This window comes from Jiangella mangrovi (genome assembly GCF_014204975.1).
Lineage (GTDB): Bacteria > Actinomycetota > Actinomycetes > Jiangellales > Jiangellaceae > Jiangella > Jiangella mangrovi.
In genome coordinates, this window is sequence record NZ_JACHMM010000001.1 from 2,466,048 (window position 1) to 2,484,217 (window position 18,170).

19 protein-coding genes and 2 tRNA genes are annotated in these 18,170 nt (G+C 72.8%); 10 read left to right on the forward strand and 11 right to left on the reverse strand.

Going from position 1 to position 18,170, the window contains the following annotated elements:
* Positions 1-8: 8 nt before the first annotated feature.
* Positions 9-560: a hypothetical protein gene (locus HD601_RS11505; RefSeq protein ID WP_184821983.1), complete on the reverse strand. Its 552-nt coding sequence runs from the start codon at positions 558-560 to the stop codon at positions 9-11.
* A 167-nt stretch (positions 561-727) separates the two neighbouring features.
* Between HD601_RS11505 and HD601_RS11510 the strand changes: the two genes are divergently transcribed.
* Together HD601_RS11510 and HD601_RS11515 are read left to right on the forward strand one after the other, a co-directional pair.
* Positions 728-1,507: an ABC transporter ATP-binding protein gene (locus HD601_RS11510; RefSeq protein ID WP_184821985.1), complete on the forward strand. Its 780-nt coding sequence runs from the start codon at positions 728-730 to the stop codon at positions 1,505-1,507.
* A gap of 2 nt (positions 1,508-1,509) precedes the next feature.
* Positions 1,510-2,871, forward strand: coding sequence for an FtsX-like permease family protein (locus HD601_RS11515; protein ID WP_343076401.1), 1,362 nt, complete (start codon positions 1,510-1,512; stop codon positions 2,869-2,871).
* 10 nt (positions 2,872-2,881) lie between these two features.
* Here the strand turns inward: HD601_RS11515 and HD601_RS11520 are convergent, their stop codons facing one another.
* Together HD601_RS11520 and HD601_RS11525 are read right to left on the reverse strand one after the other, a co-directional pair.
* A complete protein-coding gene (locus HD601_RS11520; protein WP_184821986.1) occupies positions 2,882-4,207 on the reverse strand; it encodes a formimidoylglutamate deiminase in 1,326 nt (441 codons plus the stop codon).
* Positions 4,204-5,373, reverse strand: coding sequence for an allantoate amidohydrolase (locus HD601_RS11525; protein WP_221440844.1), 1,170 nt, complete (start codon positions 5,371-5,373; stop codon positions 4,204-4,206). Before HD601_RS11525 ends, HD601_RS11520 begins: the two co-directional genes overlap by 4 nt.
* Before the next feature lie 39 nt (positions 5,374-5,412).
* Between HD601_RS11525 and HD601_RS11530 the strand changes: the two genes are divergently transcribed.
* Positions 5,413-6,189, forward strand: a complete 777-nt coding sequence (locus tag HD601_RS11530) for a DUF72 domain-containing protein (protein WP_184821989.1) — start codon at positions 5,413-5,415, stop codon at positions 6,187-6,189.
* A 16-nt stretch (positions 6,190-6,205) separates the two neighbouring features.
* On the forward strand, positions 6,206-6,958 hold the full coding sequence (locus HD601_RS11535) for an endonuclease/exonuclease/phosphatase family protein (protein WP_184821991.1): 753 nt from the start codon (positions 6,206-6,208) through the stop codon (positions 6,956-6,958).
* 15 nt (positions 6,959-6,973) lie between these two features.
* On the opposite strand, the gene HD601_RS11540 is transcribed toward HD601_RS11535, so the two are convergent.
* Together HD601_RS11540 and HD601_RS11545 are read right to left on the reverse strand one after the other, a co-directional pair.
* Positions 6,974-7,441, reverse strand: a complete 468-nt coding sequence (locus tag HD601_RS11540) for a transcriptional repressor (protein ID WP_184821993.1) — start codon at positions 7,439-7,441, stop codon at positions 6,974-6,976.
* A 64-nt stretch (positions 7,442-7,505) separates the two neighbouring features.
* Complete coding sequence (locus HD601_RS11545; protein WP_221440846.1) at positions 7,506-8,132, reverse strand: TetR/AcrR family transcriptional regulator C-terminal domain-containing protein; 627 nt, start codon at positions 8,130-8,132, stop codon at positions 7,506-7,508.
* A 213-nt stretch (positions 8,133-8,345) separates the two neighbouring features.
* On the opposite strand from HD601_RS11545, the gene HD601_RS11550 reads away from it, so the two are divergent.
* Entirely contained in the window at positions 8,346-8,744 is a 399-nt protein-coding gene (locus tag HD601_RS11550; RefSeq protein ID WP_184821995.1) for a VOC family protein, read from the forward strand.
* Positions 8,745-8,908: 164 nt separating this feature from the next.
* Positions 8,909-10,333 (forward strand): MFS transporter, encoded by a 1,425-nt coding sequence (locus HD601_RS11555; protein WP_184821998.1) that lies wholly within the window; start codon positions 8,909-8,911, stop codon positions 10,331-10,333.
* 136 nt (positions 10,334-10,469) lie between these two features.
* On the opposite strand, the gene HD601_RS11560 is transcribed toward HD601_RS11555, so the two are convergent.
* The gene (locus HD601_RS11560; RefSeq protein WP_221441573.1) at positions 10,470-11,339 is read right to left on the reverse strand and encodes a saccharopine dehydrogenase family protein; all 870 of its coding nucleotides are present in this window, start codon (positions 11,337-11,339) and stop codon (positions 10,470-10,472) included.
* 234 nt (positions 11,340-11,573) lie between these two features.
* Between HD601_RS11560 and HD601_RS11565 the strand changes: the two genes are divergently transcribed.
* Positions 11,574-12,521: a GlxA family transcriptional regulator gene (locus tag HD601_RS11565; protein WP_184822000.1), complete on the forward strand. Its 948-nt coding sequence runs from the start codon at positions 11,574-11,576 to the stop codon at positions 12,519-12,521.
* An 80-nt stretch (positions 12,522-12,601) separates the two neighbouring features.
* Positions 12,602-13,345 carry a helix-turn-helix domain-containing protein gene (locus tag HD601_RS11570; protein WP_184822002.1) on the forward strand — a complete coding sequence of 248 codons (744 nt, stop codon included), beginning with the start codon at positions 12,602-12,604 and terminating at the stop codon, positions 13,343-13,345.
* A 9-nt stretch (positions 13,346-13,354) separates the two neighbouring features.
* Here the strand turns inward: HD601_RS11570 and HD601_RS11575 are convergent, their stop codons facing one another.
* Positions 13,355-14,308, reverse strand: coding sequence for an NAD(P)-dependent alcohol dehydrogenase (locus tag HD601_RS11575; protein WP_184822003.1), 954 nt, complete (start codon positions 14,306-14,308; stop codon positions 13,355-13,357).
* Positions 14,309-14,395: 87 nt separating this feature from the next.
* On the opposite strand from HD601_RS11575, the gene HD601_RS11580 reads away from it, so the two are divergent.
* Positions 14,396-14,917 carry a GNAT family N-acetyltransferase gene (locus tag HD601_RS11580; RefSeq protein WP_221440847.1) on the forward strand — a complete coding sequence of 174 codons (522 nt, stop codon included), beginning with the start codon at positions 14,396-14,398 and terminating at the stop codon, positions 14,915-14,917.
* 55 nt (positions 14,918-14,972) lie between these two features.
* Here the strand turns inward: HD601_RS11580 and HD601_RS11585 are convergent.
* The 3 genes from HD601_RS11585 to HD601_RS11595 form a co-directional block, all read right to left on the reverse strand.
* Positions 14,973-15,050 (reverse strand) — tRNA-Asp (locus tag HD601_RS11585).
* Between the two features lie 56 nt (positions 15,051-15,106).
* Positions 15,107-15,179, reverse strand: a tRNA-Glu gene (locus HD601_RS11590).
* 69 nt (positions 15,180-15,248) lie between these two features.
* Positions 15,249-16,778 (reverse strand): metallophosphoesterase, encoded by a 1,530-nt coding sequence (locus HD601_RS11595; RefSeq protein WP_184822007.1) that lies wholly within the window; start codon positions 16,776-16,778, stop codon positions 15,249-15,251.
* Positions 16,779-16,846: 68 nt separating this feature from the next.
* On the opposite strand from HD601_RS11595, the gene HD601_RS11600 reads away from it, so the two are divergent.
* Complete coding sequence (locus HD601_RS11600) at positions 16,847-17,197, forward strand: metallopeptidase family protein (protein WP_184822009.1); 351 nt, start codon at positions 16,847-16,849, stop codon at positions 17,195-17,197.
* A gap of 223 nt (positions 17,198-17,420) precedes the next feature.
* Here HD601_RS11600 and HD601_RS11605 read toward each other — a convergent pair whose 3' ends face one another.
* Positions 17,421-18,164, reverse strand: a complete 744-nt coding sequence (locus HD601_RS11605; RefSeq protein WP_184822011.1) for an ABC transporter permease — start codon at positions 18,162-18,164, stop codon at positions 17,421-17,423.
* Positions 18,165-18,170: the final 6 nt, after the last annotated feature.

Below are 18,170 nucleotides of genomic sequence, written 5' to 3' on the forward strand. Positions count from 1 at the left end.
GTCGTCGTTCAGCCCAGAGCCGGCAGCGCCGGCGGGCCTCTCCACGGCGTCGATCGGACGAGCATGACGCCACGCGGCGCCGCTGCCACGGGTCCACCGTCGCGAACCCGCACCGGCGACGCGACCGGGGCCGGCAGAGCGAGCAGCTCGCGCACCCGTGTGAGCAGCACCGTCGCCGACAGCGCGGCCAGCGACCATGTGACGTTCTCGGCCCCGGCCAGCAGCAGCGTCAGCGCCGCGGCCGACAGCACGTGCGCGACGACCATGCCGGACGACGGGACGGCGGACACCGGCGCCTCGTGGTGGCCGTCGAACGTCAGCAGGATGTGCAGCACCGGCTGGGTGAAGACCAGCATGGCCGCGATCTCGGCGACTGAGCGCCGCCGGTCGGCCAGCGCGACGCTGGCGCCGCACAGCAGCAGCGCCACGACGATGAAGCCCGGCGTCGTCGAGACGTCGCCCCCGGCGGCCACGTGGGCCAGCGTCGGGAGCAGCAGGCAGGCCGCGGACATGACCAGGCCGCGCGCGACGCGCGCCCGTCCGCGACCGAGACCCGACACGCCGTCACTGTACCGAGAAGGTCAAGGCCACCCTCAGGGGCGGGAGGGTCAGCGTGGGGTTATCCCCACCTCAACCGGGGAGTCTGCTCCATCGTGCCGGACCCGCTCCGATTCCTAGGTTTCTCGTAGACGCAGAAACGACGCTCCCCGAGACACAGGAGACAGACATGGCTGGGCATGACATCACCCGGGCCGCCGAGGCCCTGCGGCTGGTCCAGGTCGGCAAGACCTACGGCAGCGGCGAGAACCCGGTCCGGGCGCTGGACGACGTGTCCGTCAGCCTGGCCGCCGGCACGTTCACCGCGATCATGGGCCCGTCGGGCTCGGGCAAGAGCACGTTCCTGCAGTGCGCGGCGGGTCTGGACCAGCCGACCGCGGGTCGGGTGTTCATCGACGGCGCGGAGCTGACGGGCGGCAGCGAGACCAAGCTGACGAAGTTCCGCCGCCAGCGCATCGGCTTCATCTTCCAGCAGTTCAACCTGCTGCCGACGCTGACCGTCCTGCAGAACGTGACGCTGCCGCTGCGGCTGGCCGGCAAGCGGGCCGACCGGAAGCGGGCCATCGAGATCCTCGGCCGGGTCGGGCTGCGCGAGCGCATCGACCACCGTCCGGCGGAGCTCTCCGGCGGCCAGCAGCAGCGGGTCGCGATCGCCCGGGCGCTGGTCACGAACCCGAGCGTGATCTTCGCCGACGAGCCGACCGGCGCGCTGGACAGCCGTAGCGCGCGCACCGTCCTGACGCTGCTGAGCGAGGCGGTGCACGAGTTCGGCCAGACGGTGGTCATGGTGACGCACGACCCGGTGGCGGCCGCGCACGCCGACTCGGTGCTCTTCCTGGCCGACGGCCGGCTCGCGGGCTCGCTGGACCGGCCGACGGCGGAGGCCGTCGCCGAGCGGATGACGCACCTTGGCGACGAGGTCGCCCAGTACGCGGCTGTGGGTGAGTGACGGTGTTCGGCTTGGCTCTGCGCACGCTGCGGCACCGCACCGGCGGATTCGCCGCGAGCTTCCTGTCGATGTTCCTCGGCGCGACGGTGATCATGGCGTTCGCGGCGATGCTCGACACGGCGGGCGGCGCCGGCGTCGACGACGTGAGCGAGGAGACGCTGGTCACCATGGCGTCGGTCGTGGGCGGCTGGGGGCTGGTGATCGTGCTGGCCGCGGTCGTCTCGACCATGACGCTGTCGGTGCGGCAGCGGGCCAGCGAGATGGCGCTGCTCAAGAGCGTCGGGGCGACCCCGTTCCAGATCGGCCGGATGATCGTCGGCGAGGCCGCGGTGGTCGGCGTCGTCGCGTCGCTGCTGGCGGTCTCGCTGGCCGCGGGCGGTGGCTGGTTCCTGCTCGAGATGCTGCAGGACACTGACCAGGTCGCGACCTCGGTCGACTACGCGTTCGGCCCGGCGGCCCTGTCGATCGGCATCGGTGTGACCATGCTCGCCGCGATCGGCGGTGCGGCCGCGACCGCCCGCCGCACGCTGCGGATGCGGGCCAAGGACGCGATGACGGCCGCCGCGATCGAGTCGGGGCGGATGAGCCGCAAGCGCGTCATCGCGGCGATCGTCTTCATCGCGGCCGGCATCAACTGCGGCGTCCTCACCGCCACGATCTTCGACGGCAAGGGCATCGACGCCATGCAGACCGCGGGGCAGGCGTCGATCTGGTTCTCGATCGGGCTGGCGCTGCTCGGGCCGGTCCTGGTGCGGCCGGTGACGGCGCTGCTGGCCGGTCCGCTGCGGCTGGTCGGCGGGTCCAGCGGCTACCTCGCGGTCGAGAACGTGCGGCGCCGGACGCAGCAGATGGCCGGCGCGCTGATGCCGATCATCCTGTTCACCGGCATCGCGACCGGCACGCTGTACATGCAGAGCATCGAGAACGGCGCCCCGCCGGTGGCCGGCTCGTCCATCCCGCCGGACGAGGCGCAGGCGATCGAGACGCTGAACTTCGTCGTGATCGGCATGCTGTCGGTGTTCGCGGCCATCATGGTCATCAACACGCTCGTCGCGACCACCACCTACAGGCGGCGCGAGTTCGGCCAGCAGCGGCTGGTCGGCTCCACGCCGCCCCAGGTCATGGGCATGGTCGGCATGGAGGGCGTCGTGCTGGCGGCGGCGGGCGTGCTATTCGGGTCCATCGGCTCGATCGTGACGGTGTTCCCGTACAGCCTGGCCCGCACCGGCGAGCTGCTGCCGGACACCACGCTGGCCATCTACCTCGGCATCGTGTCGACGGCGGCCCTGCTCACCCTGGCGTCCTGCCTCGGCGCGGCCCGCAAGGCGATCCGGATGCCGGCGGTCCAGGCGGTGGCCGTCTGACGACGGTGGATCAGCCCCACAACGGGGCGATGGCGCGGGCCAGCAGGGCCGCGACGTCGCCCCGCTCGTGCGTGCCGTCGCGCACCACCACGCGGCCGCCGGTGACGATGGTGTCGACGTCCGGTGCCGTGGCGGCCAGGACGAGCTGACCGGGATCGGCGCCGGCCGTGCGGACGGTGTCGGTACGGACGGCGACGAGGTCGGCCGCCGCTCCGGGTGCGATGCGGCCGTTGCCGTTCCAGCCCAGGGACGCGTGCCCGGCCTCGGTCAGCGCCGTGACCAGGGTGGCCGGCGTGAACGTGCCGCGCTCGCCCGTGCGCAGCCGCTCGTGGTGCTCGAGCAGCCGCGCCTCCAGCAGCAGGTCGACGACGGCGTGCTGGTCGCTGCCGACGCACAGCGGCGACCCGGCGGCGCGCAGCGGGCCGGTGGGCGCGAGGCCGTCGGCGAGGTCCTGCTCGGTGGTCGGGCAGGCGCAGACGGCGGCGCTGGCGGCGCCGAGCAGGGCGATGTCGTCGGCGGTGACGTGGTTGGCGTGCACCGCGGTCGTCCGAGCGGTGAGGGCGCCGTGGTCGGCCAGCAGCCGGGCCGGGGTGCGGCCGTACGCGGTGACGGCGGCCTGGTTCTCGGCCGGCTGCTCGGACAGGTGGACGTGCAGCGGCGCGTCGTGGGCGCCGGCCCAGGTGGCGACGGTGCCGAGCGCGGCCGGCGGGACGGCCCGGACGGAGTGGATCGCGGCTCCGACGCGGGTGTCCGGATCGTCGACGGTGTCAGCGGCCAGCCGGGTGGTCCGCTCGGCCCAGGCGTCCGCCGTCGCGTCGCCGAACCGCAGCTGCACGCCGTCGAGCGGCCGCCCGATGCCGCCCTCGAGGTAGCAGGAGTCGAGCAGCGTGAGCCGGACGCCGGCGTCGCGGGCGGCCTGGCGCAGCGCCGCGGCCATGGCGTTCGGGTCGGCGTACGGGGTGCCGCCGGGGCCGTGGTGCAGGTAGTGGAACTCGCCGACGACGCTGACCCCGGCCAGCGCCATCTCGGCGTACGTGGCCAGCGCCAGCTCGTAGTAGGTGTCCGGGGTGAGCCGGCCGGCCAGGGCGTACATCGCCTCGCGCCAGGTCCAGAACGAGCCGCGGCCGTCGTGCGTGCGCCCGCGCAGCGCCCGGTGGAAGGCGTGCGAGTGGGCGTTGGCGAACCCGGGGAGCACGACGCCGGGCAGCCTCGTGTCGCCGCCGGCCGGAGCCGACCCCGGCGTGACCGCCACGATCACGCCGTCGGCGACCTCGATGCGCACGTTCTCACCCACTCCGGAGGGGAGCCAGGCGTGCGCCGCCCAGTACGCCGTCATCGGGTCAGCTCCGCGAGCACGTCGGCCAGGGCGACGACGCCGGCGTGGCAGTCCGCCGGCTCGGCGTGCTCGGCCGGGGAGTGCGAGACGCCGGTCGGGTTGCGGACGAAGAGCATGGCGGTCGGGATGCCGGCGGCGCTGAGGATGCCGGCGTCGTGCCCGGCGCCGGTGGGCAGCAGCGGCGCGTTCATCAGGACGGTGCTCAGCCGCGCCGCGAGGGCCGGGTCGAACACCGTCGCGTCGGTCCATGACTCGTTCGCGGGCGCGAACCGGGCGTCGAGATCGGCGAGGACGGCGGCGACGGCGTCCGGGTCGGCTCCGCGGCAGTCCAGCCAGGCCCTGACCTCGGAGGGGATGGCGTTGACGCCGTTGGGCTCGACCTCGACCTTGCCGACGGTGGCCAGCACGTCGTGCCGGGCCGCGGCGGCGCGGGCCTCGGTGACCAGCGCGGCGAGCTCGAGCATGGGGTCGCGGCGGTCGGCCAGCGGCGTGGTGCCGGCGTGGTTGGCCTCGCCGGCCAGCGTCACCCGCCAGCGCCCGTGCGGCCAGATCTCGGTGGCGACGCCGATGGCCGCGCCCTGGTCCACCAGCCAGCGGCCCTGCTCGACGTGCAGCTCGACGAACGTGCCGACGCGTTCGAGTGCCTCCGGGTCCGGTGCGGGGGCCGAGCGGCCCTGGTGGGCCAGCGCGGCGCCGAGGCTCACCCCGTCGGCATCCGTGAGGGCGAGCGCACGGTCGACGGGGAGCGCCCCGGTGAGCAGCCGCGAGCCCGCGCACGCGATGCCGAACCGGGCGCCCTCCTCGTCGCCGAAGTTGACGACGCCGATGGGTCGCGACGGGGTGTGGTTCCTGGCGCGGAGCTCGTCGACGGCGGCGAAGGCCGACACGACGCCGAGCGGGCCGTCGAACGCGCCGCCGTGCGGGACGGAGTCGAGGTGGCTGCCGGCGACCACTCCCTTCGCGTCCGGTCCGGGCGAGCCCCACCAGGCCCACTGGTTGCCGGCGCGGTCGACCGTGGTGTCGAGGCCGCGCCGGGCCGCCTCGGCGTCGAACCAGGCGCGCAGCTCGGCGTCGGTGTCGGTCCACGCGAACCGCCGGTAGCCGCCGCGCGGGTCGCGGCCCACCGGCTCGAGGTCCGCCCACATCGCGTCGAAACCAGGGTTCATGGAGGTCAACGGTAGGCGGGATCGGGTACGGACCCGGGCATGGTGGTGCACGTCGGGACGTCGGGCTGGCAGTACGACGACTGGCGCGGCGTGCTCTACCCGGACGGGCTGGCGCAGCGGCGCTGGCTGGAGCACTACGCCGAGGCGTTCGCGACGGTCGAGAACAACAGTGCCTTCTACCGGCTGCCGAAGCGCGAGACGTTCTCGTCGTGGCGCGAGCGGGTGCCGGCCGGCTTCGTCATGACGGTGAAGGCCAGTCGCTACCTCACCCACATCCGGCGCCTGCGCGATCCCGAGGAGCCGGTGCGCCGGCTGCTGGGCGTGGCGGCCGGGCTGGGCGACCGGCTCGGGCCGGTGCTGGTGCAGCTGCCGCCGACGCTGCGGGCCGACCCGGTGTTGCTGGACCGCTGCCTGGCGCAGTTCCCACGGGACGTCCGGGTCGCCGTCGAGCCCCGGCACGAGACGTGGTGGAACGACGAGGTCCGCTCGGTCCTCGAGCGGCACGGGGCCGCGCTCTGCTGGGCCGATCGGCTGGGACGGCCGGTGACGCCGCTGTGGCGGACGGCGCCGTGGGGGTACCTGCGGTTCCACGAGGGCGCGGCGCACCCGTGGCCGGCCTACGGCGACCGGGCGCTGCGCACCTGGGCCGGGCGGCTGGCCGAGGCGTGGACCGACGACGAGGACGTGTTCGTGTACTTCAACAACGACCCCGGCGGGGCGGCGGTGCGCGACGCCGCCCGGTTCGCGGGTGCGGTGAGCCGGGACGGGCGGACCGCCACGCGCACGCCGTCGTCGTCCAGCATTGGTCCCCGGTGACCGCTACGCTGCCGCCGTGGAGCCGGGTCTGGAGCTGCGGGTCGCGACGTTCAACATCCGCAACGGCCGCGCCTTCGACTGGCTGAGCTCGTGGTGGTTCCGGCGCGGCGCGACGGTGACGGCGATCCGCTCGCTGGGCGCCGACGTGCTGGGGCTGCAGGAGGCGTACGAGTTCCAGCGCACCTACCTGGCCCGGAAGCTGCCTGGGGTCCGCTGGTTCGGGCAGGGGCGCGGCGGCGGCACCAGCGGCGAGCAGTGCCCGGTCGCCGTTGCGGGCGGATTCCTCGCGGTCCTCGACCACCGCACCCGCTGGTTCGGGGAAACTCCCGACCTCCCCGGGACCCGGCTGCCCGACGCGTCGTTCCCGCGCATCGCGACCCTGCTCCGGCTGCGCGACCAGCGTACGGCGCAGGAGTTCGCCGTCGTCAACACTCACCTCGACGAGCGGCACGCCGCCAACCGCGCCGCCTCCGTCCGGCAGCTCGTGGGCTGGCTCGACCCCGCCGTGCCGACCGTCGTGCTGGGCGACTTCAACGCCGTCCCCGGCGACACCGACGTCATGGGACCGCTGCTCGAGGCCGGGTTCCGGCTGGCCCCGGTCACTGGCGGCACGGCGCACCGCTTCACCGGGACGACGGCCGGGCGGCGCATCGACCACATCCTCGCCGGGCCGCAGTGGACCATCGCCGAGGCCGAGGTCGTCCGCGACCGCCCGGACGGGAAGCTGCCCTCGGACCACTGGCCGGTGCGGGCGACGCTGCGACTCTGACCCGTCTACTGGCAGCTACTGGCAGGTGCGGCAGGTGCCGGACAGCGCGATGTGCGGCGGGTCGAGCTGGAAGTCGCTCTCTTCGGCGATGCGCCGCTTGATGGGGTCGAGCAGGTCGCTCGGGAGGTCGATGATGCGGCCGCAGACCCGGCAGCTGGCGTGCAGGTGGTCCTCGTGGCCGGTCGCCTCGGCGGCCAGGTGGTAGGTGGTCGCGCTGCCGCCGACGTGCACCTGGGTCACGACGCCGAGCGTGGCCAGCGTCTCGAGCGTGCGGTAGACCGTGGCGCGGTGCACCGTGGGGTGCAGCTCGCGCACCTGCTCGGAGAGCTGGTCGGCGCTCGGGTGGCCGTCGATGGTCGCCAATGCCTCGATGACCGCGTGCCGGGCGCCCGTGATGCGGTGCCCGCGGGCGCGCAGACGGTCCAGCGCACGCTCGACGGGCGCGTCGTCGTCGTGCGTATGGGCGCTGACGTGGACACTCACCCCTCTAGTGTCACTGGCGAGAACGAGAATCGCCACTCCCCGTACCGCGCAATGATCGACGGCGTCAGCTCGTGCGCTCCGCGACGAGCCGTTCGACGCCGTCGAGGATGAGCCGCAGCCCGAACTCGCGGCCGTTGTCCGGCGGGGCCGGCTGGTCGTCGTACAGCATGGCGACGAGCGTCGGGAACCGGTCGGCGTGCTCGCGCAGGAGGCCGGCCTGCTGGTGGTTGACCCACGGCTGGGTGCCCGCCGTCGACACCGACATGGTCGCCCGCACGTGCCCGCCGAGCATGCGCGCGAGGCTCATGCGCTCCTGCACGTCCAGGCCCGTCTCGGCGAGGATGGCGGCCGACGCCTCCGTCCAGCCGGTCTCGTTGGGACCCATGACGCGGTCGCCCATGGTCACCCAGGGAAGCCACGGGTGCGCGTCCCAGGCCTCGGCGAGCCGCCGGACCCAGGCCTCGATGCGTGGCCGCCAGGACGTTCCGGGCAGCTCCTCGATGACCGGCGGCTCGCCGGCGGCGAGGTCGATCATGGCCGCGACCAGCTCGTCCTTGCCCGTGACGTAGCGGTACAACGACATCTTGGTGAAGTCGAGGTCGGCCGCGACCCGCTGCATCGAAACGGCCGCCAGGCCCTCCGCGTCGGCGATGTCGACCGCGGCCTGCGCGATCCGCTCGAGGCTGAGCACCGGCTTCGGACCTCGAGTCGGTCCGTCGCGCAGCCCCCAAAGCAGCTGAATCGTGCCGTCAGCCGGCACTTCCGAGTCCGTCACCACGTGCCCTCACCTCCACAGGCCACGAACTCTACCAAAATTGAGTCTTGCGGAAACAGTATCTGTAGGACACAGTTAGCTTCAGCCGGAAACAGTTGACCGGTGGACACAGATTCAGGAGGCGCGACCATGTCCCGCAAGCTCTTCGTCAACGTGCGCACCACGGACCTTCGCCGGGCCACCGACTTCTACACGGCGATCGGCTTCACGCTCCAGGAGGAGTTCTCCAACGAGCGGGCCGCGTGCTTCGTCGTCAGCGACACGATCTACCTCATGTCGCTGACCGAGGACTTCTTCGCCGAGTCCGTCACCAACGGCATCTCCACCTCCGGGACGCAGACCGTGCTGGCGCTCAACGTCGAGACCCGCGAGGAGGTCGACGAGCTGGCCGACAAGGCGCTCGCGTCCGGCGGCGACAAGGCCAAGGACCCCTTCGACGAGGGCTTCATGTACGGCCGCAGCTTCCTCGACCCCGACGGTCACCACTGGGAGCTGGTCTGGATGGACCCGAACGCCGACTTCTCCTGACGCCGGACCCCCGGGTGCGCGTCGTCCGGAGCGGCGCGCACCCGGCGGACGGCCTGGTCGGCCGCTTCGGCCGCGTCGGGCGGCCCGGCCGCTTCGGGCGGCGATGAATTCAGGCGACTTTGTCAGTCGGTACCGGCAGAATCGTTCGCGGAGGAGAGCCCACGATGAGTGACACACAGGCCGCAGCCACCGGTCGCCCGGTGCCGCGCGCGCTGACCCCGTTCCGCACGCCGGCCTACCGCAGGCTGGCCATGGCGCTCGTACTGTCGACCTTCGCGTCGGGCGTCTGGATCGTCGCCCAGGTGTGGGAGGTCATCCGCATCGGCGGCGGCCCGGCCCAGCTCTCGGTCGTGTCGACGGCGTCCGCGGTCGGCGTGCTGTTGCCGGCGCTGCTGGCCGGCGTCGTGGCCGACCGCGTCCCGCAGAAGGTCATCCTGCTGTGCGTCGCCGCCGTCGAGCTCGGCGGCATGGCGCTGGTCGCCGCGCTCTCGCTCACCGGCGTCACCGCTTTGTGGCATCTGGCGGTGGTGGCGTTCGTCACCGGTGTCGGCATGGCGTTCTACTACCCGGCCTACTCCGCGTGGCTGCCGGCGCTGGTCCCCGAGTCCGACCTCATGGCCGTCAACGGCTTCGAGGGCATGGTCCGCCCCACCATCGGCCAGGCGCTCGGCCCGGCTGTCGCGGGTGCGGTCGTCGGCATGGCCAATCCCGGCTCGGCGGTCCTGGTCGCTGCCGGCGCCGCGGCGCTCGGCCTGCTGGCGCTGACGGCGGTGCCCAAGACGCCGGTCCGCCGCGAGCTCCCCGCCGAGGCCGTCGCGCACCCCGTCCGCACCGCGCTCGCCGACATGCGCGAGGGCTTCGTCTACATGTGGCGCACGCCGTGGCTGCTGGCCACGCTGCTGTTCGCCAGCGCCATGATCCTCGTGCTCATGGGCCCGCTCGAGGTGCTGACGCCGTTCATCATCAAGGACCGACTCGGCGGCGGCCCCGGCGACCACGCCTGGGTGCTCGGCGCGTTCGGCATCGGCGGCGCCGTCGGCTCCATGGTCATGGCCTCCATGAAGATGCCGCGCCGCTACCTCACCTGGATGAACCTCATGTGGGGCGTCGGCTGCCTCCCGATGATCGTCATCGGGTTCGCCGGCTCCGTGTGGGTGGTCATCGCGGCGGCGTTCTTCCTCGGCGTACTGTTCTCTGCACCCATGGTCATCTGGGGCACGCTGCTGCAGCGGCGGGTGCCGCCGGCACTGCTCGGCCGGGTCGCCAGCCTCGACTTCTTCGTCTCGATCTCGCTCATGCCCATCTCCATGGCGGTCGCCGGGCCGGTGTCCCAGGCCATCGGCCTGCGGGCCACGTTCATCATCGCCGGTGTGGTCCCCGTGGTCGTGTCGATCATCGCGATCATCTGGGCCAAGCTCCCGGCCGACGAGATCGCCCACCCGCTGCGCGACGACCCCGAGCCCGTCGGTCCTGGCGGTGCCGGGGGTGACGGCGACGGCGGCGGTCTGGTCGCGGCGGCCGCCGTCGACCCCGACGAGCCGCTGGGCCCCGAGGCCGAACGCCTCGACCCCGTCCCCCACCCCGCCTGACGCTCTACTGACGGCCCCGGCCCCTCGACGGGGCCGGTGTTGATCATGGAGAAGGTCGGCTCTGAACGACGCCGGAACCCGATCTTCTCCATGGTCGACCACGCCGGGCCTGCTCGCTCCGCGATGGCCGGCCGCGTCACCGGGTCCATGCCCAGCGTTCCTCTATGCGGGGCCCGTGCGGTGTCGCGCTGAGCGCGGTCAGGACGTCGGCGGCGGGGAAGATCTGGCCGGGTGAGGCGACCCCGGTCGTGCGGAGACCGCCGTCGAGCAGGCGCACCACGCCCTCGGCGACGATGGGGGCCGAGACGGCATAGATGTCGCGGCCCGACGCGGCCAGCAGGCGCTCCCGGCCGTCCCTGCGTACGGCGACGTCGACGGCGAAGCGCTGGGCGGACCGGCCGGACTCGTCCGTCGCCGTGGGCGGTGGGGTGCCCGGGTCGCGCAGCTCGGTGAGTGGCGCCGTCATGAGGTACGAGCGCAGCTCACCGACGCGCACGTGGTGGGCGATCGTGACGACCTCCGAGAACGGCAGCGCGACCACTGGCTGCGCGCCGAACGGCGGGCCGAAGACCCACGTCGTCGCCGGGGCGGGGTCGGGGGCCCTGGTCAGGCGGCCGCCGCTCACGATCAGCCGCTGCGCCGTGTTGCGCCGGCCGGTGCTGCGGGTGCCGGCCGTCGGCCACCAGCGGTCCAGCGCGACAGCGACGGTGATCTCGTCGGCCCGGTGCGGGCCGGGTCGGTCGCCGCCCAACTCCGCCAGCGCCGCCGTCGCCAGCAGGTCGGCGAGCCCACCGAAGAACGCCATCGCCGGCACGACGGCGACGGCGGCGGCCTGCGCGGGGGCGCCGAGCGCGTCGTGGAGTGCCTGCACCGCGGGCTGCTCGGCGGTCAGGTCGAGGTAGTGCGCGCCGGCCGCCACGGACGCCGTCGCCAGCGGCAGCGCGGTGTCGAGGAACGGGCCGGCGCAGTTGACGACGGCGGCAGCTCCGGCGACCGCGCGACCCAGCGCGTCGGGGTCGTCGACCGCCGCCGGGCGGAGCTCGAGCGCCGGCCACCTCGAGTCTGGCCGCGCTCCGCCCCGACAGCACGGGCGTCAGCCCGCGGCGGAGCAGCTCGTCGACGACGAAGCGACCGGTGTGGCCGTAAGCGCCGTAGACCAGAACATCCATGCGTCCATCGTCGGCGGCCGGCACGACGGACCGTGAGTGTCCGATCTGCCTTCAGGCGTACAGTTTCGGACATGCATCGGGTCGCGCTCGCGGCGCACGAGACGACCATGCTCTACGAGGCCGCCATCGCCGCCGAGATCTTCGGGGTCGACCGCTCGGACCTGGCACCGTCGGACGACTGGTACGACCTCGTCGTGTGCACGCCCGAGGGCGGGCCGAGCCCGTGGTTCCCGGCGGCGCGCAGCGCCGGCTTCGACGCGCTCAGGCAGGCCGACACCGTCGTCGTCCCCTCGACCACGGACCCTGCCGCGGCACCGGACCCGTGTCTCCTCGCCGCCCTGCGCGCCGCCCGCGGCGACGGCGTCCGGATCGCCTCGCTCTGCACGGGCGCGTTCGTGCTCGCCGCCGCCGGCCTGCTCGGCGGCCGCGCCGCGACGACGCACTGGATGCACGCCGACGACCTCGCCCGGCGGCACCCGCGCATCGACGTCCGCGCCGACGTCCTCTACATCGACGACGGCGACATCCTCACCTCGGCCGGCAAGACGGCAGCGCTCGACCTCTGCCTGCACCTGGTCCGGCGCGACTTCGGCGCCGCGGCGGCCAACGGCCTGGCCCGGCGGCTCGTGGTCCCCGCGCACCGGCCGGGTGGGCAGGCGCAGTTCATCGCCCCGCCGGCGGCGCCGCGGTCGGCCATGGCGGACGGGCTCGGCCCCGTCCTCGAGTGGGCCAGGCGGCGGCTCGACCGGCCGCTCACCGTGCAGGACCTCGCCCGCGAGGCCGGGCTGAGCAGCCGCCAACTCGCCCGCCGCATGCGGGCCGAGCTCCAGATCGCCCCGCTGGCCTGGCTGCAGCAGCAGCGGATCGCCCGGGCCCAGGAACTGCTCGAACGCACCGACGCGTCGGTCGAGCAGATCGCCGCCCGCTGCGGCATGGGCACGGCGACCACCCTACGCCGGCACTTCCACACCTCCCTCGGCGTCAGCCCGACGGCGTACCGGGCCACCTTCCGTCCCTGAGCCGGGCGAAGCCCCCGCGGCGACCCGGCCGCGCAGGGCTCGACTGGTACTCATCTGGCCGGTGCGACACCATCAGTCGCATGGAAACCTGGGAACAGGTGTGGAAGCTGACCATCGAGACGCTGGCGGTCCTCGCCTGGCCGGCCGTCGTCACGGTCGCCCTGATCGTCTTCCGCAAGCCTGTGTCCACCTTGATCCACCGCATGCGCGAGGGCGAGATCATGGGCGCGAAGTTTCGAGCTGACGAGGCCGTAGCCGTGGCGCTGGCGGCAGCGGACGAATTCAACGAGGAGGCTGCGGCCGCCGGGAGCGAGACGCCCGCATATGGACGGGAGCAGGTGGAAACGCTCGTGCGAGCCGCCGCCGTCGCCGGATACGACATCGGAAACATCCGTGCATTCGCGACCGATATGGAGCCGGTGATCGCGTGGGGTGGCGACGCACCCCAGATTGTCTACTGGCGCAGCACGAAGGTGGGTGAGCCTCCGACCGTGGCGGAGGAGGTCTACGACTCTCGCACCCGGGAGGCTCTGCAGGCCGAAGAGCTTCGGCGATCCCGCATTGACTTCGCGAGTCTGCTCAGATGGCATCGGATCAGCGCCGGCCTGTCGATGGAAGAACTGGCGCAGAGGACAGGCATCAGCGGAATCCGGATTCGGCAGCTGGAGCGTGGAACGACCTCGTCGCCCCGCGCGGAGACGGTGCAGAGCCTGGCCGACGCACTCGAACTCGATGATGCCCAGCTGAGGGAGTTCAACGAGGCGGCGGCACGTCGTCCGAGCGATCGCGGCCAGGCCCGAACCGCAATGATCTCGTCCCCGTAGCGTTCGTGGTCAGCCCATCTCGACGACGACCTTGCCGAGGGCGCGGCCCTCGCCGACATGGGCGAGCGCCTCGGGGACCTCGTCGAGGGTGAACGTGCGGTCGATGTGGATGCCGATGTCGCCGGCGAGGCACTGCCGGGCCAGCGGCTCGAACGTGGCCGGTCCCTGCCGGACCACCAGGACGCCCAGACGCCGGCCCGTGAGCAGGCCGGCCACGGTGCCCACGGTGAGGATCCGCAGCAGTGTCCGCACCGGCCCGCCCGCGCAGCGGTACCGGCCGCCGGGGGCGAGTGCACGCCGGTACGCGAACACCGACCGGTGGGCGACGAGGTCGAGGATCGCGTCGTAGGGCCCGGTCCGGGTGAAGTCGTCCTGGCGGCAGTCGATGACCTCGTCGGCGCCGAGCGAGCGCATGAACTCGAGCTTGCCGCCGTTGTCGACGCCGGTGACGTGGGCGCCGGCGCGCTTGGCCAGCGGGATCGCGAACGATCCCGAGCCGCCGCCGGCGCCATTGATGAGCATCCGCAGTCCCGGCCGGGCGAGCGCCGTCCCGGTCACCGCGATGGCCCCGGACTGGGGCAGCGATGCTGCCTGAGCGAACGACAGCCCGGCCGGCTTGTGCACCAGTGCCTTCACGGGCGCGACGGCGTACTCGGCGAAGCCGCCCATCAGCGCCAGGTTGTCGCCGTAGACCTCGTCGCCCGGGGCGAAGGCGGTGACGCCGGGGCCGACCGCCTCGATACGCCCGGCGATGTCGGACCCGAGGACCCGCTGGCGCGGCCGGCGCGGCCCGTTGATCCGTGCGTAGGCCGGGCTCCCGCGCAACCCTTCCCAGTCGGACAGGTTGATCGACGTCGCGAGGACCCGCACCAGCACCTGCCCGGGACCCGGCGACGGCACCGGCAGCTCCTCGACCCGCAGAACGTCCGGCAGGCCGTATCGGTCGCGGACGACGGCTCTCATACCAGCCTCCTCGGCGGGTCACCCCGGGTCCAGACTCGCCGCTCGGCGGGTCGCCCCCACCGTAAGCGACATGCCAGCATGACGCGTGTGCGCGTTCTGGACGGCTTGGAGACCGATCGGCTCATCCTTCGGCGGACCAGCGTGGGGGATGCCGCGGTCTATCGCCAGATGTGGACCGAGCGGGACCCGCGGGTCCCGCCGCATCGGCAGATCGATCCCGAGGGCCGACCCACCGTGGAGGACATCGCCGCGCAGCTACGTGCCGCACGTGAGGAGTCGAGGCCAGGGATTCTGACGGTAGAGCGGAAGGACACGGCCGACGTCATCGGGTACTGCGGGCTGACCCCTTATGGGAACGGATCGCTCGACGAGCCCGAGTTGGCCTTCGAGTTGCTGCGTGCGGCGCACGGCTGCGGTTACGCCACTGAGTCAGGCCGGGCCGTGGTGACGTGGGCGCATCAGTTGGGCTACCGGCGGCTGTGGGCAGGGGTCTGGAACTGGAATGTCGCATCGCGACGGGTCCTGGAGAAGCTCGGTTTCCGGGAAACGGGCCGGGTGGAGCCCGTCTCTGTCCACGGCTACAGCCTTCTGACCGTGCGAGAGTTCTGACCGGGTCCGGATATGAAAACAGCTCAGAGGATGGCCTCTGAGCTGTGGGTGTTGCTGGCGGTCCTGACGGGACTTGAACCCGCGACCTCCGCCTTGACAGGGCGGCGAGCACTCCGAGCTGCTCCACAGGACCTTGCTGGTACTACTGCCGTGCTGTCTTGCCCGGTTTCCTGCCGAAGCAGGGCACCGCATCCCCAACGGGATTCGAACCCGCGTTGCCGCCTTGAAAGGGCGGAGTCCTAGGCCGCTAGACGATGGGGACCAGATCGAGTGACGACATGGGCCCATGGCTCGTCGCCGTTCGGGACGTTGAAAGCATAGAAGGACGCGCTCAGTTCTCCAAATCGGGAGCTTGCGAGGGGTCTGCGGGTCCCTGAGCGGCGCCGTCGTCCTCGCCGACCTGGTGCCGGTCGATCTCCGCGCTGGTCTGGCCGAGGCCGCCGAGGGTGAGGTCGTCCCAGGCCACGAGCGCTTTCGTCTCCGGATCGAAGTACAGGACCGAGAGATCGACCGGAGTGGGATCTTCGTCACGTAGGCCACGCAGCCCGGCGCCGCCGGTGGAGCCCTGGACCATGACCCGGGTGCCCTCGTCGAGGACGTAGGTGTCGCGTTTGTGCGCGTGACCCGAGAGCACCAGTGGCGCGATCCCGTCGAACAGCTCGGCGTTGCTGGGGTCGTGGAAGACGATGACGTCCGGGGGCGGATCGAGCGCGGCCGCCTCGTCGGCGAACTCCTCGGTGCCCTCCTGGAGCTGCTCGTCGAAGACGCCGCGGACGGACTTGTCCGGGGTGAAGCGCGGGTCCGGTGCGCCCATGAACCGCAGCCCGCCCACCTCGGCGGGCTCGCCGTCCAGGACGACGGCGTTGGGTGCGGCGGCGACGGCGGCGGCGGTGGCGACGGAGTCGTGGTTGCCCTTGACGAACACGTAGGGCCGGCCGAGGTCGGCGATGGGCCGCACGTAGGAGTTCTCCAGCGGCGTGCCCTGGTCGACGATGTCGCCGCTGTCGACGATGACGTCGACGTCGTACTGGTCGGCGACGGAGTCGATGACGTCCCAGGCGGCCGGATTGAGGTGCAGGTCCGACACGTGCAGGACGCGGATGGTGCCGTCGGTGGGCTGGAACGTCTGCAGGTTGAGGGTGGTGTCGTAGACGGCGGCCACGTTGGCGACGAACCCGGCCAGCTGGTCGGCGTAGGCGTCGAAGTTGGTCGCGATGTCCTCGGCGTTGCCGATCAGCTGCGGCGCCGCCGCCAGCGGCCCGGTGTAGGCGGGCTCGCGGACGGACTCGGGGTCGTACGTCAGGGCCGCCAGCCCGTACGAGCCCAGCACGGCCCCCGTCGCGACGCCGGCCGCCAGCAGCGTCCGCCGCACCGACCGCAGCACCAGCGCCGCGGCCAGCGCGCCCCCGATGACGGCGGTGAGCGCCGCCCGCACGGCGGCGTCGACCAGGACGTCCTGGATGCCGTTGGTGATCTGGTCGTCCAGGCTCGACAGCGAGTACGGGTCGGCGACGTAGCCGCTGAGCCCGTCGAGGTCGACCTGGCGGACCGAGATGTCCAGCGTCACCGGCCCGGAGTGGGTGTCGAGGACGACGGCGCCGACGGGGTCGAGATGGATGACCGACTCGCCGGTGAACGCCGGCCGGAAGGCGACGTCGATGGCCAGCGGCCCGACGTAGGCCTGTGTGGTGCCGGCGACCATGAGCGCGACCCACGCGCCGGCCAGCGCCAGCACGACCGGACTCGCCCAGGTGAAGAGCCGGCGCAGCCACGACGGCCACGTGGCGGGACGCGTGAGGTCCCGCCACGTGTGCCGCCGCACCGGTTCGCCCGGCGGGCTCGTCTCCGTCACCACGTCCACGCTTCGTTGGTAACACATTTCCCGGACCTGAATCGGCCCGTCCCGGTTCGGCAGGCGAGACTGGACCCGTGCTGGAGCTGACCGAGACGGAGTTCGAACGGCTGGTGTCCGAGGCGATCGACGAGATCCCGCCGGAGCTCGCCCAGATGATGGACAACGTGGTGATCCTGATCGAGGACGAGGCTCCGGACGACGCGCCGGAGGTGCTCGGGCTCTACGAGGGCACCCCGCTGACCGAGCGCGGCGAGTGGTACACCGGCGTGCTGCCGGACACCATCAGGCTGTTCCGGCTGCCGATCCTGCGCATCTGCGACACGCCCGACGACGCCGTCGAGGAGGTGCTGATCACGGTCGTGCACGAGGTGGCGCACCACTTCGGCATCGATGACGACCGCCTGCACGAGCTGGGGTGGTCGTGACGTGCTCGTCCGATGGACGAGGCTGGGGGTGGTTCGGGCAACGGGCCGGGAACGCCTCTCGGCGCAACGGCCGCTCGTAGCGGCTATAAGTGGGACCCGGGGTTACCACGGCCCGCCGCCCAGCGAGAGCCCCGAAGGGCCGTCGCCAGTACCTGAAACTACCTGATGTCCGTGGTTGTTCCCAGCCTTCTCGCGTGGGAAGGATCACCTTGACGATCACCGGTCAGGGCCGGACGATCACGCCCCGGGCCACCAGCTCGATGGTCAGGGCGACGGCGATCGCCTCGATGGCCAGCAGCGCGACCAGCACGAACAGCTGGACGGCGCCCGCCTGGATCGGGTCGGCGCCGCCGATGAGCATGCCGACGAACGCGCCCGGCAGGACCACCAGCCCGACCGTGCGGGTCTGGTCGAGGACGGGGATCAGCGCGGTCGCCGCCTGGGGCCGGCCGATCTCCAGGGCGGCGTCGCGGGGCAGCAGGCCGACCGACAGCGCGGCCTCTACCTCACCCCGCCGGGCCGCCAGCTCGTCCAGTGCCCGCCGCCCGGCCAGGGCCGCCGACGTCATGGCGCCACCGATGAGGATCCCGGCGACGGCGATGACGGCCAGCGGCGTCGTGGGCAGCACTCCCACCGCCAGCAGCGCCGTCACGACCAGCAGCGGCCCGCTCGCCACGGGCACGGCCGCCCACCGCCAGGACCGGTCGCGCGTCATCCGCCGCCCGGCCGTCACGGTCGCCGTCGCCAGCATCACCAGCAGGAACGCGGCCACCAGCGGCTCGACCTCGACGACGGCGGCGAGCACCAGCGCGACGCCGGTGAGCTGGACCACCGCCCGCAGCGCGGCCGTGACGACGGCGCGGTCGTGCCCGAGCCGGGCCGCGACGCTCACCGCGACGGCGACCACCACGAGGACCGCCATCGCGACACCCAGGGCCGGCCCGACCGGCAGCAGCGTCGACGACATCCTGCC